Annotated in this window: 13 protein-coding genes; 5 read left to right on the top strand and 8 right to left on the bottom strand. The window is 70.0% G+C overall.

Annotated features, from left to right (window positions below):
• On the top strand, positions 1-721 hold a 721-nt coding region (locus ACFOWB_RS22335; RefSeq protein WP_378149464.1), incomplete at its 5' end, for a class I SAM-dependent methyltransferase.
• On the opposite strand, the gene ACFOWB_RS22330 is transcribed toward ACFOWB_RS22335, so the two are convergent.
• Together ACFOWB_RS22330 and ACFOWB_RS22325 are read right to left on the bottom strand one after the other, a co-directional pair.
• Positions 712-1,332, bottom strand: a complete 621-nt coding sequence (locus ACFOWB_RS22330) for a TetR/AcrR family transcriptional regulator (protein ID WP_261404550.1) — start codon at positions 1,330-1,332, stop codon at positions 712-714. The two genes, ACFOWB_RS22335 and ACFOWB_RS22330, sit on opposite strands and share 10 nt — an antisense overlap.
• 98 nt (positions 1,333-1,430) lie before the next feature.
• Positions 1,431-2,129, bottom strand: coding sequence for an adenosylcobinamide amidohydrolase (locus tag ACFOWB_RS22325; RefSeq protein ID WP_378149462.1), 699 nt, complete (start codon positions 2,127-2,129; stop codon positions 1,431-1,433).
• A 61-nt stretch (positions 2,130-2,190) separates the two neighbouring features.
• Here ACFOWB_RS22325 and ACFOWB_RS22320 point away from each other — a divergent pair, with 61 nt between their 5' ends.
• From ACFOWB_RS22320 to ACFOWB_RS22310, 3 genes are all read left to right on the top strand, one after another.
• Positions 2,191-2,952: a DeoR/GlpR family DNA-binding transcription regulator gene (locus tag ACFOWB_RS22320; RefSeq protein WP_261404548.1), complete on the top strand. Its 762-nt coding sequence runs from the start codon at positions 2,191-2,193 to the stop codon at positions 2,950-2,952.
• 94 nt (positions 2,953-3,046) lie between these two features.
• On the top strand, positions 3,047-4,027 hold the full coding sequence (locus ACFOWB_RS22315; RefSeq protein WP_261404547.1) for a phosphotransferase enzyme family protein: 981 nt from the start codon (positions 3,047-3,049) through the stop codon (positions 4,025-4,027).
• Between the two features lie 14 nt (positions 4,028-4,041).
• Complete coding sequence (locus tag ACFOWB_RS22310; protein WP_378149459.1) at positions 4,042-5,352, top strand: aspartate aminotransferase family protein; 1,311 nt, start codon at positions 4,042-4,044, stop codon at positions 5,350-5,352.
• Between the two features lie 133 nt (positions 5,353-5,485).
• Here the strand turns inward: ACFOWB_RS22310 and fabG are convergent, their stop codons facing one another.
• Positions 5,486-6,259, bottom strand: a complete 774-nt coding sequence (fabG, locus tag ACFOWB_RS22305) for a 3-oxoacyl-ACP reductase FabG (protein WP_261404545.1) — start codon at positions 6,257-6,259, stop codon at positions 5,486-5,488.
• Between the two features lie 190 nt (positions 6,260-6,449).
• Between fabG and ACFOWB_RS22300 the strand changes: the two genes are divergently transcribed.
• Positions 6,450-7,994, top strand: a complete 1,545-nt coding sequence (locus ACFOWB_RS22300; RefSeq protein ID WP_378149456.1) for an APC family permease — start codon at positions 6,450-6,452, stop codon at positions 7,992-7,994.
• Positions 7,995-8,046: 52 nt separating this feature from the next.
• On the opposite strand, the gene ACFOWB_RS22295 is transcribed toward ACFOWB_RS22300, so the two are convergent.
• The 5 genes from ACFOWB_RS22295 to ACFOWB_RS22275 form a co-directional block, all read right to left on the bottom strand.
• Positions 8,047-8,997 carry a LysR family transcriptional regulator gene (locus tag ACFOWB_RS22295; RefSeq protein ID WP_261404543.1) on the bottom strand — a complete coding sequence of 317 codons (951 nt, stop codon included), beginning with the start codon at positions 8,995-8,997 and terminating at the stop codon, positions 8,047-8,049.
• A 94-nt stretch (positions 8,998-9,091) separates the two neighbouring features.
• On the bottom strand, positions 9,092-9,526 hold the full coding sequence (locus ACFOWB_RS22290) for a YybH family protein (protein ID WP_261404542.1): 435 nt from the start codon (positions 9,524-9,526) through the stop codon (positions 9,092-9,094).
• Between the two features lie 353 nt (positions 9,527-9,879).
• Positions 9,880-12,312, bottom strand: a complete 2,433-nt coding sequence (locus tag ACFOWB_RS22285; protein WP_378149453.1) for a TonB-dependent receptor — start codon at positions 12,310-12,312, stop codon at positions 9,880-9,882.
• Positions 12,313-12,458: 146 nt separating this feature from the next.
• Positions 12,459-13,412 carry a FecR family protein gene (locus ACFOWB_RS22280; RefSeq protein ID WP_378149451.1) on the bottom strand — a complete coding sequence of 318 codons (954 nt, stop codon included), beginning with the start codon at positions 13,410-13,412 and terminating at the stop codon, positions 12,459-12,461.
• Positions 13,413-13,486: 74 nt separating this feature from the next.
• Entirely contained in the window at positions 13,487-13,990 is a 504-nt protein-coding gene (locus ACFOWB_RS22275; protein ID WP_315855156.1) for an RNA polymerase sigma factor, read from the bottom strand.
• Positions 13,991-14,129 lie beyond the last annotated feature (139 nt).

The raw sequence follows: 14,129 nt of genomic DNA, 5'->3' as shown, positions 1-14,129 counted from the left end.
CCCGGGCGCCCGTCGTCGTTTTGACAGGAAGGGCTGGGAGGAAGGTCCGATGAACGTCTTCGACGATCCGGACGCCGTCGCCTCCTACGCCGAGCGGCCGAAGCGCCAGGTGCCGGGCTTTTCCGACATGCAGCGCATGGCGATGCTGCTGCTCGCCGAACGCGCGGCGGACGAGGCGCGCATTCTCGTGGTCGGCGCCGGCGGCGGGCTCGAACTCAAGGTCTTTGCGGAAGGCCGCCCCGGCTGGCGCTTCGATGGGGTCGACCCGTCGGCCGAGATGCTGAAGCTCGCGCGGCTGACGCTCGGGCCGCTCATCGAGCGCGTCACGCTTCACGAAGGCGAGGTCGACGCGGCGCCCGACGGGCCGTTCGACGGCGCGAGCTGCCTGCTGGTGCTGCACTTCCTGCCGGAGGACGCGCGCCTGCGTCTGCTTCGGGAGATCCGCCGGCGGCTGAAGCCCGGCGCGCCGCTCGTCGTCGTGCATCACAGCTTCCCGCGCCCGAAGGCGGAAGCGGAGCTCTGGCTGTCGCGATATGCGGCCTTCGCGGCGTCGTCGGGAACGGACCCGGCGCAGGCGGCGAACGCGGCGCAGACGATGGCCGAGCGCCTGCCGGCGCTCTCGCCCGAGCAGGACGAAGCCATGCTGCGCGAGGCGGGCTTCTCGAATGTCGGACTGTTCTACGCCGCCTTCACGTTCCGCGGCTGGGTCGCCTACGCCTGAGCGGCGAGCGCCGGGGCCTCGATGGGCGCCGCCACGGGCAGCGCCCGCAGCGCCATCGCGCCGACCTTTTCGAGCTCGTCGCGGCGCGCGCCCGACGTGGCCTTCACGGCCATGCCGAGACCGACCGACATCACGAAGCGGGCCCAGTCGGCGGGATCTTCGCCCGCCGGCAGCTCGCCCTCGGCGGAAGCGCGTTCGAAGCGCTCGCGCAGCGTCGCTTCGCTCAAGCTGCGACGGGCGATCAGCTCCTTGCGGATGGCCGCGCTCTCGCCGCCGCCGCAGACCGCGCTGTTGACGCCGAGGCAACCGGGGGGATGCATCGGGTCGGTCAGCACCTGGGCGTAGCCGTCGAGCAGGCGCTCGATCGCGCGGAGCACCGAGCGCTCGGCGAGCGCGTCGGCCACGAAGCAGAGATGGCTCTCTTCGTAGCGGTCGAGCACCTTGCGGAAGAGCTCTTCCTTGTTGCCGTATGTGGCATAGAGGCTCGGGCGCGTGATTCCCATGGCCTCGGTGAGGTCGCTCAGAGACGCGCCCTCATAACCGTGCTTCCAGAAGACCTGGAGCGCAGCGCAGAGCGCGGTGTCCGGGTCGAACTCTTTGGGCCTGCCCATGTCACGCGGGCTCCGAGAATTTCATACCAATCGATATAGTCTCCCGCCCCTGATTTGTCGAGGCGCGAGGCGGGGCTTTCGTCACGCCGCCGTGAGCCTCAGGCGCGGCCGTCGATCCATTCGCGGACGCCGCTTTTGACGGCGTCGTAGACCGCGGCTCCGAGCGCTTCGCCGACAGGCGTGTGCAGCCCCGCGAAGGGCGCTGGCTCGCCTTCCGCCGGGCAGGCGAGCGCGATGCAGTCGGTGCCCGTGCCGGTGGCGAGGCCGCCCTCGATCGCATAGGCGCAGTCCATCACCGCGGCGGTGCGGGCCTGCGTCCCGATCGAAACGGCTTCGAGCAGCGCGGCGTCCGTCAGCGCGACCGAGACGGCGGCGAGAAGATTGATCGTGCCGGTCCGACGCCCCGGGCCGGACGCGACGCCGATCCGCCCGGCGTTCGACAGGCCCGCGGTCGCAAGGCACTGCGCCGCGACGCCGCCCGATCGCGCCACGCCCGAGTGATGGCGGCGCACGTCGCGCGCGGTCATCATTGCGACAGCGTCCGAAAGCCCCGCATCGCCGAGCTTCGCGTCGAGCAACGCCGCGGGATCGACTTCCGGCGGCAGGTCGGCGTCCTTCACCTCGAGCCAGACGACCTTTCGGGCGACCTGCCGCCCCGGCCGCGCGACCGCCCAGCTCAGAACGGCGACGGGCGCGGGGAAGCGCGCGACGAGGAGCGGGCGCGCGCAGTGGACGGCGAAGAGCGGCTGTGGAGAATGGCCGGCGGCCGGTTCGTCAAGTCGGGCGGGGCCATCCATCTTCGCGTCCGGCGTCGTCTCAAGGGCAGCGTTCGGATCGGGCAGTAGCGATCTTTCCCGCATGAAGCCATCGAAAGCCGCGCGCCACAGCCACATCCTCGCCGAGGTCGGCCAGACCCCGAGCCTGCGCGTCGCGGAGCTTGCGGCGCGCATGGGCGTGTCGACCGAGACCATCCGGCGCGACCTCGACGAACTCACCGAGCAGCGGCTGATCAACCGCACCTATGGGGGCGCGGTGCGCTCGCCCGGCGCCGAGCCCGCGGTCGGCGAGCGCCACGGCCTGCTGGTCGCCGAGCGCGAGCGCATCGCCCGCGCGGCCTCGGCCCGCATCAAGCCCGGCGCGATGGTGATGATCGGCTCCGGCGCGACCACGACGCATGTCGCGCGCAGGATCGCGATCGACCACCGGCGGCTCACCGTCGTCACCCATTCGTTCAGCGTCGCCACGGTGCTCGCGCTCAACCCCACCATCGACGTGCTGATGGCGCCGGGCCGGTATCTGGCGAGCGAAGGCGCGATGGTCGGCGCGCTGACGACGCGGTTCTTCGGCGACTTCACGGCCGACGTCGCGATCGTGGGCGCGAGCGGGCTCACCGCCGAGGGCGCGACCGACGCGATGGTGGAGGAGGCGGCGGTCTACGGGACGATCGTATCCCGCGCGGCGGAGACGCTGATGGTCGCGGACCGGTCGAAGTTCGACCAGGTGTTTCCGGCCCGCTTCGCCTCCTGGCGGGAGATCGGGACGCTGATCAGCGACGCGAGGCCCGAAGGGGCGCTCGGCGAGACGATCGGGCGCCACGGGGTGGAGCTGGTTCTCGCCTGAGCCGCGCCCGCGGCGATGTTGTGACCGCGCCATCGATGTTGCACTTCCCACATTTGCGTGGGATCACTCAGGCGAACGATCCGCGGGGCCACGCATGTACGACGCCGGTTTCCTGTCGAGGCTCGAGACGCGGCTGCGCGGCGCGCTGCCCGAATGGGGCCTTCAGCCTGACGCGCCGCTGAAACTGCTGACGATCTCCGAGAACGCGACCTTCCTCGCGCATGACGGCGCCGGGACGCCCATCGTGTTCCGCGTCCACCGGCCGGACTATCAGGCGGCCGACGAGATCCGCTCCGAGCTCGACTGGGTGTCGGCGCTGAGGGCCGACGGCGTCGCGGCGACGCCGGAGCCGATGATCCGCCGGGACGGCGGCCTGCTCGGCGCCTTCGAGGACGAGGGCGAGACGCGCCATGTCGCGGCGTTTGAGTTCATGAGCGGCAAGGAGCCGGAGCCCGGAGAGGATCTCGCAGCGTGGTACCGCATCCTCGGGGCGATCACGGCGCGCCTGCACGGTCATGCGCGCGGCTGGGCGGCGACGCCGGGGTTCCGGCGCAAGACCTGGAATTTCGACACGACGATCGGCGCGACGCCGCTCTGGGGCGACTGGCGCGCGGGGCTCGGGCTCGACGACCCAGGCCGCGCCCTCATCCAGCGCGCCGGCGACCGGCTGCGCGACGAGCTCGCAGCCTATGGCGCGACAGGCGACAAGGTCGGGCTGATCCATTGCGACCTGCGGCCCGCCAACCTTCTCGTCGACGGCGACCGGCTCGCGGTGATCGACTTCGACGACTGCGGCTTCTCGTGGTTCATGTACGACTTCGCCGCGGCGGTCAGCTTCATGGAGCACGAGCCGTTCATTCCGGAGCTGCTCGAGGCCTGGCTCGCGGGCTACGAGACGGTCGCGCCGGTCTTGTCCGAGGACCGCGCCGTCATGCCCGCGCTCATGATGCTGCGGCGGATCCAGCTCACCGCCTGGATCGCGAGCCACGCCGAGACGCCGACCGCGCAGTCGATGGGCGACGCTTACACGCACGGAACGCTCGCGCTCGCCGAGCGCTACCTCTCTTCCCGATGACGCAAGGCCAGGCCATGTCCGCGGCGAGCCGCCAGATCCTGAAGCTCAACGCCTATGACGCGGCCGCGCCCGCCGAACTCGACGCCGACGTCGCGCGGCTCGTGGAGCGCCGGCAGGCCACGATGGGCCCGACCTCGGTGCTGTTCTACGAGAAGCCGCTGCATGTGGTCTCGGCCGAGGGCGTCTGGCTCCAGACCGCCGACGGTGCGCGCTATCTCGACGTCTACAACAACGTCCCCTCGGTCGGGCACTGCAACCCGCGCGTCGTGAAGGCGATCGCCGACCAGGCCGCGCAGCTCAACATCCACACGCGCTATCTCTACGACGTGGTGCACACCTACGCCGAGCGGCTGCTCGCCACCTTCGGCGCGCCGCTCGACAAGGTCGCGTTCTGCTGCACCGGCAGCGAGGCCAACGACCTTGCGCTCCGCATCGCGACCGCGGCCACGGGCAAGCGCGGCTTCGTCGTCACCGAGGCCGCCTATCACGGCAACACCGCCGCCGTGACCGACGTCTCGCCGTCCTCGCGCCCCGGAAAGCCGCTCGCGCCTCACATCCGCGCCGTGCCGGCGCCGATCGGGGCCGGGCTCGAGGCCTTCGCCAGCAATGTCGAGGCGGCGATCGCGGATCTCGAGCGCTCCGAGTTCGGCTTCGCCGGGCTGATCGTCGACACGATCTTTTCGAGCGACGGCGTCGCGGCGGATCCGGCCGGCTTCCTGAAGGACGCGGTCGAAGCGACGCACCGCGCCGGCGGCCTCTTCATCGCCGACGAGGTGCAGCCTGGGTTCGGGCGCACCGGCGCAGCCATGTGGGGCTTCGTTCGCCACGGCGTCGCGCCCGACGTCGTCACCATGGGCAAGCCGATGGGCAACGGCATGCCGATCGCGGGCGTCGTCTCCAGCGCCCCGCTGCTGAAGGCGTTTGCGGACTCGACCGGCTACTTCAACACGTTTGGCGGCAACCCCGTGACCACCGCGGCGGCGCTCGCCGTGCTCGATGAGATCGAGGAGCGCGGGCTCGTCGCGAACGCGGCCGATGTCGGCGGCCACCTGCTCGCCCGGCTGCGGGGGCTGACGAACCGGCGCGGCCAAATCGGCGAGGTGCGCGGCGCGGGGCTCTATCTCGGCGTCGATTTCGTGCGCGACGGCGCGCCCGCGCCCGAGACCGCGACCCGCGTGATCAACGCGCTGCGCGAGCGAAAAATCCTGATCGGGGCCGCGGGGCTCTACGGCAACGTGCTGAAGATCCGCCCACCGCTGGTGTTCGAACGCGCCCACGCCGACATGCTGGTCGACGCGCTGGACGAGGTGCTGGCGGAGGGCTGACAGCCCACTTGTCCCGGACTTGATCCGGGACCCAGAGCCGAGGCGCTTTCCGACGAAGGCTTTGACTTGACCGCGTTTGCTGGCCCAGCCGTGTCGGCTCTGGGTCCCGGATCAAGTCCGGGACAAGGGGGCGCTAGTCCCCCATGGCGTCGAGCGCGCCGGGGCTTTCGGGGAGCACCTGGCCGCCGTCGACCACGATGGTCTGGCCCGTGACGTAGCCAGCGCCCTCGCTTGCGAAATAGAGCGCGGCGTTGGCGATGTCCGACACCGCGCCGAGGCGCTTCATCGGGATGCAGGCGCTCATTTGGTCGAGATAGTCCTGGCCCATGCCGGCGAGCCCCTCGGTCAGGATGTTGCCCGGCATCACCGCGTTGACCGTGATCCCGAAGGGCGCGAGCTCGACGGCCGCCGTGCGCATGAAGCCGAGCTGGCCGGATTTGCTCGCCCCGTAATGCGACCAGCCCGGATAGCCGGTGATCGGCCCGGTGATCGACGAGGTCAGCACGATGCGGCCCGCGCCGGCCGCCTTCATGGCCGGCAGCACGGCCTGGGCGGAAAACACCGTGCTCTTGAGGTTGGCGTTGATGACGAGGTCGAAATCCGCCTCGGTCATCTCGGAGAGCTTGGCCGACGGGAAAATGCCGGCGTTGGCGCAGAGCACGTCGATCGCGCCGTAGCGCTCGACGGCCGCGGCCGCCATCGCCTTCGCGGCTTCGGGCCTGGAGAGGTCCGCGGCGAAGCCCGAGGCGCCGCCGCCGATCTCGGCTGCGACCGCGCTCGCTTCCGCCTCGTTGCGCGAGACCACCAGCACCGAATAGCCGGCGTCGGAAAAGCCCTTGGCGATGCCCTTTCCGATGCCTTTCGAGCCGCCAGTGACGATCGCGATGCGGGTGCGGTCTGAACTCATCGGGCGCCTCTGGGCCAAAGAAAGGAGAGGCCAAAAGCTTGCCTATCGATGAGGCGTTGTAAACCCAACATCTGCCTGTTGTTGATCCAACAGTTCCCGTCCGACCCGCCAAGCTCAAGCGCTGCCTCACGAATCCGTGAGGCACAGTTGATGCATGGGCTTTTCGAGACGCGAAACGGGAGAGGGTCGCATGTCGAGCATTGATGCAACGTCGTCGTCGCTGGCGGCGCCAAGCTCCGGGATGGACGTCGCGAGCCGAAGCGACGTGCACAAGCTGCATGGCGGGGCGATCGGCCTCGTCGGCGTGCTGCAGCTCACCGTGACGGGGGCTGCGCCCATCACCGCGATGCTCGGCAACGTGCCGATCGTGGTCGGCAACGGCGTCGGCGTCGGCGCGCCCGCCGCCTTCCTGTTCGCCACGATCGTGCTGACGATCTTCTCGGTCGGCTACGCCGAGATGGCGCGGAAAGTCTCGGCCGTCGGCGGCTTCTACTCCTTCATCAGCCACGGGCTCGGCCGCGAGTCGGGGATGGCGCTCGCGCTGGGGTCGATCGTCGCCTATTCGGTGTTCGAGGCCTCGCTCGCAGGCGGTTTCGCCTATTTCGCCTCCGCCAAGCTCGCCGGTTGGGGGATCACGATCCCATGGCCCTACCTCTCCATGGTGATGCTCGCGGCCGTCGCGGCGTGCTCCTATTTCGACGTGAAGATCTCGGTCGCGATCCTGGGCGTGGCGCTCATCGGCGAGGTCATCGCGCTCACCGTGTTCGACATCGGGGTGTTCACCAACTCCGGCGTGACCGCCAATCCCGCGGCGCTCAATCCGCTCGCGGCCTTCCAGGGGTTCGACGCGCCAGGCGGGAGCCTGACCGCGGGCGTCGCCTCGATCGGCCTGTTCTTCGCCTTCTGGAGCTGGGTCGGCTTCGAGATGGCGCCGAACTACGCCGAGGAGTCAAAAAACCCCAAGAAGATCATCCCGCTGTCGCTTTACATCTCGGTGATCTCGCTCGGGATCTTCTACATCATCACCAGCTGGGCGGCGCTTTCGGCCTATCCGACGCCCGCCGACGCGATCGCCGCCGGCCAGACCGACGCCGCGAACTTCTTCATGAAGCCAGCTTCGACGCTTGTCGGCCCATGGCTCGGCGACGCGATGAGCTACCTCATCCTGATCTCGTCCTTCGCCTGCGGGATGGCGTTCCACAACACCGCCTCGCGCTATCTCTACTCGCTCGGCCGCGAGGGCATTCTGCCGAAGGCCGTCGGCAAGACGCACCCGGTCTACAAGGCGCCCTACGTCGCCTCATTCACCCAGTCGGCGATCGCCGCGGTTCTGGTCATCGTGTTCGCCGCGGCGCTCGGCATGGACGATCCGAACCAGGCCTATGCGGGCCTCTACGGCCTGATGGCGCTGTTCGGCACCACGCTGATCCTCGTGGCGCAGGCGGTCGTGTCGGTCGCCATCATCGCCTATTTCAAGCGCGAGCATCCGCAGGACCACCACTGGTTCAAGACGCTGGTCGCCCCCGCGATCGCCTTCGTGGCGCAGGTGGCGGTCATCGTCATGCTGGTGGCCAACCTCGACTTCCTCTCGGCCGGCTACGCCTTCGCCAAGTGGATCCCGGGGCTCACCGTCGCGATCCTCGCGATCGGCTTCGGCGGCGCGATGATCCTGAAGCGCATGAACCGGGCGAAATACGACTCGATCGGCCGGATGATCTACCAGGGCGTGGACTGAGCCGACCCCGTCGCGCCCGTCCCGGAAGCCGGGGCGGGCGCGACCGCCACCTTCAAGGGCGCAGGCGCTCGACCGGCGGGGCGCCGCCAGCGACGATCGGAAGCGCCTCGACGTAGCGGAGAAACGCCCGCGCCCACTCGGGCGCGAATTTCGGCTCGTGATGGTAGACGTGGACCGGGAAGGTCTCGTCGGCCCAGTCGGGCAGCAGCCGGACGAGGCGGCCCTCGGCGAGATGGGGCTGCGCGTAGATCTCGAGCGGCTGACCGACGCAGAGGCCGCCGAGGCACGCGCCCATCAGCGAGCCGGCGTCGTTGACCGTCACGCGCCCCGTAACCGAGATCGGCACGGTCTCGCCGGCGCGCACGAACTCCCAGTCGAACGGGCGTCCGGTGGCGGGATTGCGCATCAGAACGCAGTCGTGGCCGGTTTCGAGATCGCGCGGCTCGCCGGGCGCGCCGCGCCGCTCGAGATAGGCCGGCGAGGCGCAGGTGACGACCGCCACGTCCATTAGGCGCCGGCAGATCAGCGGGCTCGCCTGCGCGTCGCCGAAGCGGAAGGCGAGGTCGAACCCGTCGGCCACGAGGTCGCCGAGCCGCTCCTGCACGACGATCTCGACGTCGAGCTCGGGATGGGCCGCGAGGAACGGCTCAAGCGCGGGCGTCAGCACGTGCTGGGCGAAGATCCGGTCGGCGTTGACGCGCAGGAGGCCCGTGACGGCGCTGGTCGTCTCGCGCGCGTCGAAGGCCGCGGCCTCGATGCCGGCGAGCAGCGGCGCGACGGCCTCGTAGAAGCGGCGGCCCTCGTCGGTGAGGGTGACGGCGCGCGACGTGCGGTGAAAGATCCGGACGCCGACGCGCTGCTCGAGCCGCGACACCGCCCGGCTCACCGCCGGCTGGGTGAGCCCCAGCGCCTGGGCGGCGCGCATGAAGTTGCCGGCGCGCACGACCGCCGAAAGGACGCCGACCCCGCTTAGGAGCCGGCTGTCGAAGGTCTGCTTGGTCATGAGCGCCCGTCAGTCCGCGAGAACCGACGGGTCGCATAGCCTCAAAGCGCGCGGCGCTCCAGCGCGCCGCGCCGAAGTCGTCCGGTCCGGGAGATCAGTTCCAGGTGTGGAGCAGCGTCTTGAGGCCGCCGTCCTGCTTCTCGAGCACGTTGATCCAGTTGCCGCTGAAGGTCTTCTTCTGGCCGCCCTCGGACGGGCCGGTCATCTCCCAGCGGCCGGTGGCGACCACGACGTCGCCCTTTGTGCGGACCGACTGGACCGTGATCTTGTGGCCGTCGAAGCCCTTTTCTTTGAGGCCGGCGAAGAACGCCTTGATGTCGGCGCCGGAGCGCTGGTCGGCGTTGGTCACGAGCACCGCGTCCTTCGAATAGAAGGCCGAGAGGTCGTCGAGCTTGCCGCCGTTGTAGGCCGCGTCCCACTTGTCGGCCGCGCCCTGGACGTCGGCCGTGCTGGTCTCGGCTAGAGCCGCGCCCGAAAAGGCGAGCGCGCCCGCCAGAACCGCCGAGCGCGCGAAGGAAGCCAGGGTCATCGTCCATCCTCTCGTCGCCCCGCAGGCCGTCGCCGGGCGGCGGCCTGCGACCATGGGTCGGGGCGCCGGGCGAGCCGAGAGGAGCGTGGGTCACGTGTGCCCGCGGACCCTAGACGGCCGGCTCCTCTGCCGAAAATGAATTCGGATCATGTCTGAGATGACTGAAAGTATGGGCGCGTACGGGCGCCGCCGAACGCCAGGCGGGAGATCGTCTCATGGCGGCATGGAGGCGGTGAGCGAGGCCGGACCCGTCAAACTCGGGCGCGCCGTCTCGGGCGTCAAAAACGAACGCGGCGGGGACATGCCCCGCCGCGCCGCCGTCCGTTACGGCCTTGGCCGTGACGTCCCCCGTCTTAGAACTTCACCGCCGCGCTCATGATCACCGAGCGGCCCGGCTCGTAGAGCGGCGTCACGTTGCCGAACTCGCTGCCGTAGCTGGCGCGGCTGCCGTAGGTGTTGTCGAAGATGTTCTTCACGTCTACGCGCAGCGTCGTTTCAAAACCGACCGTCTGAGGCTTCCATTCGAGGAACGCGTTGACGACCTCGTAGGCCTTGAAGTGCTTGAGGCGATAGCGCTCGCCGGTGTTCTCGTCATAGGCGAAGCCGACGCGCTTGTACTTCGGCGCGATCTCGGCGTCGGCGCCGATGGTGACGTTGTGCTGCGTGAAGGTGTGGGCCGCGGTCAGGGTGATGATGTCGCCGACCGGCGTCGCGATGTAGTTGCCGGTGTCGGCGTCGCCGCGCCGGCCGTTGATGTCGACGTCGATATGGGCCCACTTGATCCGCGCGAAGCCGGTGTCCCAGGCGTAGCCGGCGCCGACCTCGAAGCCGCGCGTCTTGAGGTCGGGCGCCCAGACCGCGCCGAGCCGGTCCCGCAGCGCCGGGCCGCCGAACCCGTCGGGATCGTAGGCGTTCGAATATTTGGCGTTGCGGGCGTTGTCGATGTTGGTGCCGAATACGCTGCCTTCGACGGTGAAGCCGTTGTGCTTGGCGACGAGGCCGAGCGTCACGTTGTCGGCGACGGTCGCCCTCAGCTTCTGCCCGGCTCCCTCATAGAGCCAGAGGTGGTTGAACACGAAGTTCTCGGCGAGCGGCACGCCGCCCCACACGTGGCTGTACGCCGCCTTCGCCGTCAGAAGGTCGTCGATCAGCTCGTATTCGCCGGAGACGTTGCCGCTCAGGCCGCCGTGGTTCTTCTTGGCGCCGGGCGAGTCGTTGACGCCGCGGAACCACTGATAGTCGGCGCGGCCGCCGAAGGAGAGGTGGAAGCGGTCGATAGGCTCCAGCCGCGCCTGCGCGAAGGCGCCTGCCTGGGTCGAGCGCTCCCGCGCGGGAAGGTCGAAGTCGACGGGCGAGTAGTCGATGCGGGCGCGGTCGCGGCGGAAGTCGACGCCGGCGACCACGGTGCCCTTCTCGAACGAGAACTTGTTCTCGGCCTTGGCGCTGTAGGTCGAGGTGTCGCCCATCGCGTCGCGGGCGTAGGCGAAGATGCGGTCGCCGCCCGGGGTCGTGTCGCCGGTCCATTCCCAGATGGGGAGACCGACCTTGGTCTTGCTCCAGGAGGCGACGATCTTCGGGTCCCACCAGCCTTCGGGCGTGGTGTCGGTGTAGGTGAAGACGGCGTTCTGGCGGTCGAGATCGTAACGGCGGGTCTTCGGTTCGCCGACGCGGCCGGCGATCTCGAAGTCCCCGCCGTTCGCGCGGTAGGGGCGATAGGCGTCGTCGCTCACCCGCTCATAGCTGAACTCGAAGCGATCGCCCGAGTCGGCCTCGTAGGCGACCTTGCCGAGGCCGCTCGTGAGATGCGTCGCGGTGCCGCCCACCTTGTCGCCGTTGCCCGCCTTGTATTTGCCGCCGCGCGCGACGTTGAAAAAGCCGAGGACCTCGAAGCCGTTGTGGCGGCCAAAAAGGCCGAGGTTCTGGCTGAAGACGGCGCCGTTGGTGTTGAAGGTGGCCTTCGAGAAGCCGCCCCAGTCCTTCGAGGCGGCCGGCGAAATCCCGTCCTTGGTGACGAGGCCGGGAACCGACGCTGAGGCCGGGCCGAGAAGGTCGACGACGTCCTTGGTCTCGTAGGCGATCGAGCCCGCGAGCGCGGCGAAGCCGGCGTCGGCCGGCGCCACGCCCGCGTCGACGCGGGCCGTCTTCAGCAGCGAGGGGTCGATCACCGTCGTGGCGTTGTGGTGGAACACCTTGTTGTTCTGCGGCGCGCCGTCGATCGAGACCGCGAGGTTGTTCTCCTCGACGCCGTGGACATAGACCTTCTGGCTGAGCGGGATGGAGCTGCCGACCTGGATGCCGGGCTCGCCCGCGAAGACGTCGCGAATGTCGTTCGGCTGCTTGCGCTCCATCTCCTGCGCGGTGACGTCGTACTTGCCGTCGCCGCCGTCCGAACGGCGGACGTTCTGGCCGATGACGTCGATCGGCTCCAGCGTCTCGGCCTCGGTCGCGAGCTGGACCGGCTGGATCTCGCCGACGCGCTCGAGCGTCACGGTGCGCGGGCCCGCGGCGCGGAACCGGAGGCCGGAGCCTTCGAGCAGCTTCTTGAGCGCGCTTTCGGTGTCCTGACGGCCGACCACCGCCGGGGCCTCGCCTTCCAGACGCTGCGCGCCGGGACGGACCACCTGGACGCCGGTCGTGGCGGTGAAGTCGGCGAGCGCGGCGAGCAGCGGTTTTTTCGGGATGTCGAAGCTGTAGACCGCCGGGTAGGACGGCTCGGCCGCAGCCGGCAGGGCGCCCGCGAGCGCCGCGGCGAGCACCGACGCGCCGCCGAGCAGCGCGCTACGCACATGAATTCCCATAATCCGCCGTCCCCGAACACGCACCGGGCGGCCGCCCCCGCGGCCGCCTCTCACAAGCCGAACGGCTCAGGGCGCGCGGCGCCTCAAAAAAACCTGGCGGAAAAGAGTCGGCGGGACGGCGGAAGGACGAGGCGTCAGCGATAGACCAGCGTGGCGAGGCCGGGGGCGGACGCGGTGCGCAGCCCGAGGCCGCTGCGGAGGGCCTCGATCAGCGCCTGCGGATCTTCGGCGCGGAAGACGCCCGACAGCCGCAGAGCGCGCACTTCGGCCTGCGGCGCGATCACGCGCCCGCCCGCCATCCGGGCGATCTCGCGGAACACGTCTTCGAGCGGGGCGGCGTCGAGCACCAACAGGCCGCGCCGCCAGGCGAGCGCCGTCGAGGGGTCGACGGCCTCCGGAGCCAGGAGGCGGCCGTCGCGGCTCGCCACCTGCTGTCCGGGCGTCAGACGCAGATGCTCGCCGCCCTCCGCCACGCTGACCGACCCGTTCTCGACGGTGACGACGCCCCGGTCGCGGTCGACGCCGAAGGCCGTGCCGGTCACGCGCACGTCGATGTCGCGGGCATGGACCAGAAAGGGGCGGGTCGGATCGGGCGCGACGTCGAACCAGGCGCGCCCACGCAGCAGCTCGACCTCGCGCCGGCCGTTCGAGAAGCGCTCGGACACCGCGCTGTCGGCGTCGAGGAAGAGCGAAGACCCATCCTCGAGCGCGACCGAGAGGCTTTCGCCCGGCGGCGTCGCGTGGTCGGCGCGGGCCCGCGCGATCAGGCCGGGGTCGCGCCAGACGATGACGGCGAGACATGCGGCCATGAGCATGATCGCGACGGCCGCGCGGCCGAACCTGCGGCGCGGCGCAGGCGCGGCGCGCCGCGCCGCGGCGGCGGCGGCGGCCGCCGGTCTGTCGAGTTCGCGCCACAGGCGCTCGACCTCGGCGAAGGCGCGGCCGTGCTCGGCGTCGGCCTCCAGCCAGCGGCCGAAAGCCTCGCGGTCGGCCGGCGTCGCCTGCGAATTTCCAAGGCGCACGAACCACGCCGTCGCTTCGCGCTCGATCCTTTCGGACCGGGCGCCGTCGTCCCCCGTCGGCTGCATCAGACCCGCGTCGTTCCCGGCTGCGTTTCGCCCGTTATGATATCGGAACGCTCGAGGGTCGACGCCCCCTCAATTCAGGCGCGACGTCGGCGCCAGTCGCGGCAGAAGGAGAGCGCGGAGATCATCTCCTTCTCCACCGTCGAGACCGAGACGCCGAGGCGGGAGGCGATCTCGGGATAGGGGACTTCGTCGACCTTGTTCATCAGGAACACCCGTCGCGTGCGCTCGGGCAGCGCCTCGATGGCGGCGAGCAGCGCGTCGAGCTCCTGACGGCTCGCCGTCGCCTGGTCGGGAGCCGCGAGCCCCGGGGCGAGCTGCTCCTCGGTCATGCGGGCCGCATAGGCCGTGCGCACGCGTGACGCCCGCATGGCGTCGCGCGCCAGATTCTGCGTGGTGCGGACCAGAAGCCCGACGTCGTCGGCCTCGACCTTGCGGCCCGAGAGCTTGACGAAGGCGTCCTGCACGACGTCCTCGGCGGCGTCGCGACACCCCGTGATGCGTCGCGCGATGCGCCTGAGACGGCCATGTTCGCTCGCGTAGAAGCCCGACAGGGCGGAGATCGACGACACGTTCGGCATCACGTCTTCTCGGCAGGCCGGCGCCGCTCGCGACGCGCAGAGGCGTCTTGAGGCGGCGATCGAGTGCGGTTCGCCGGCGTACTTGCGAATGGCTGTCACAAAGACAAAAACATGCAAGGCAAGTCAATCACTTTGTAAA

Source organism: Chenggangzhangella methanolivorans (assembly GCF_042648545.1).
Taxonomy (GTDB): Bacteria; Pseudomonadota; Alphaproteobacteria; order Rhizobiales; family Methylopilaceae; genus Methylopila; species Methylopila methanolivorans.
The sequence above is the reverse complement of the archived record's forward strand: the minus strand, read 5'-3'. Positions and strand labels throughout refer to the sequence as shown.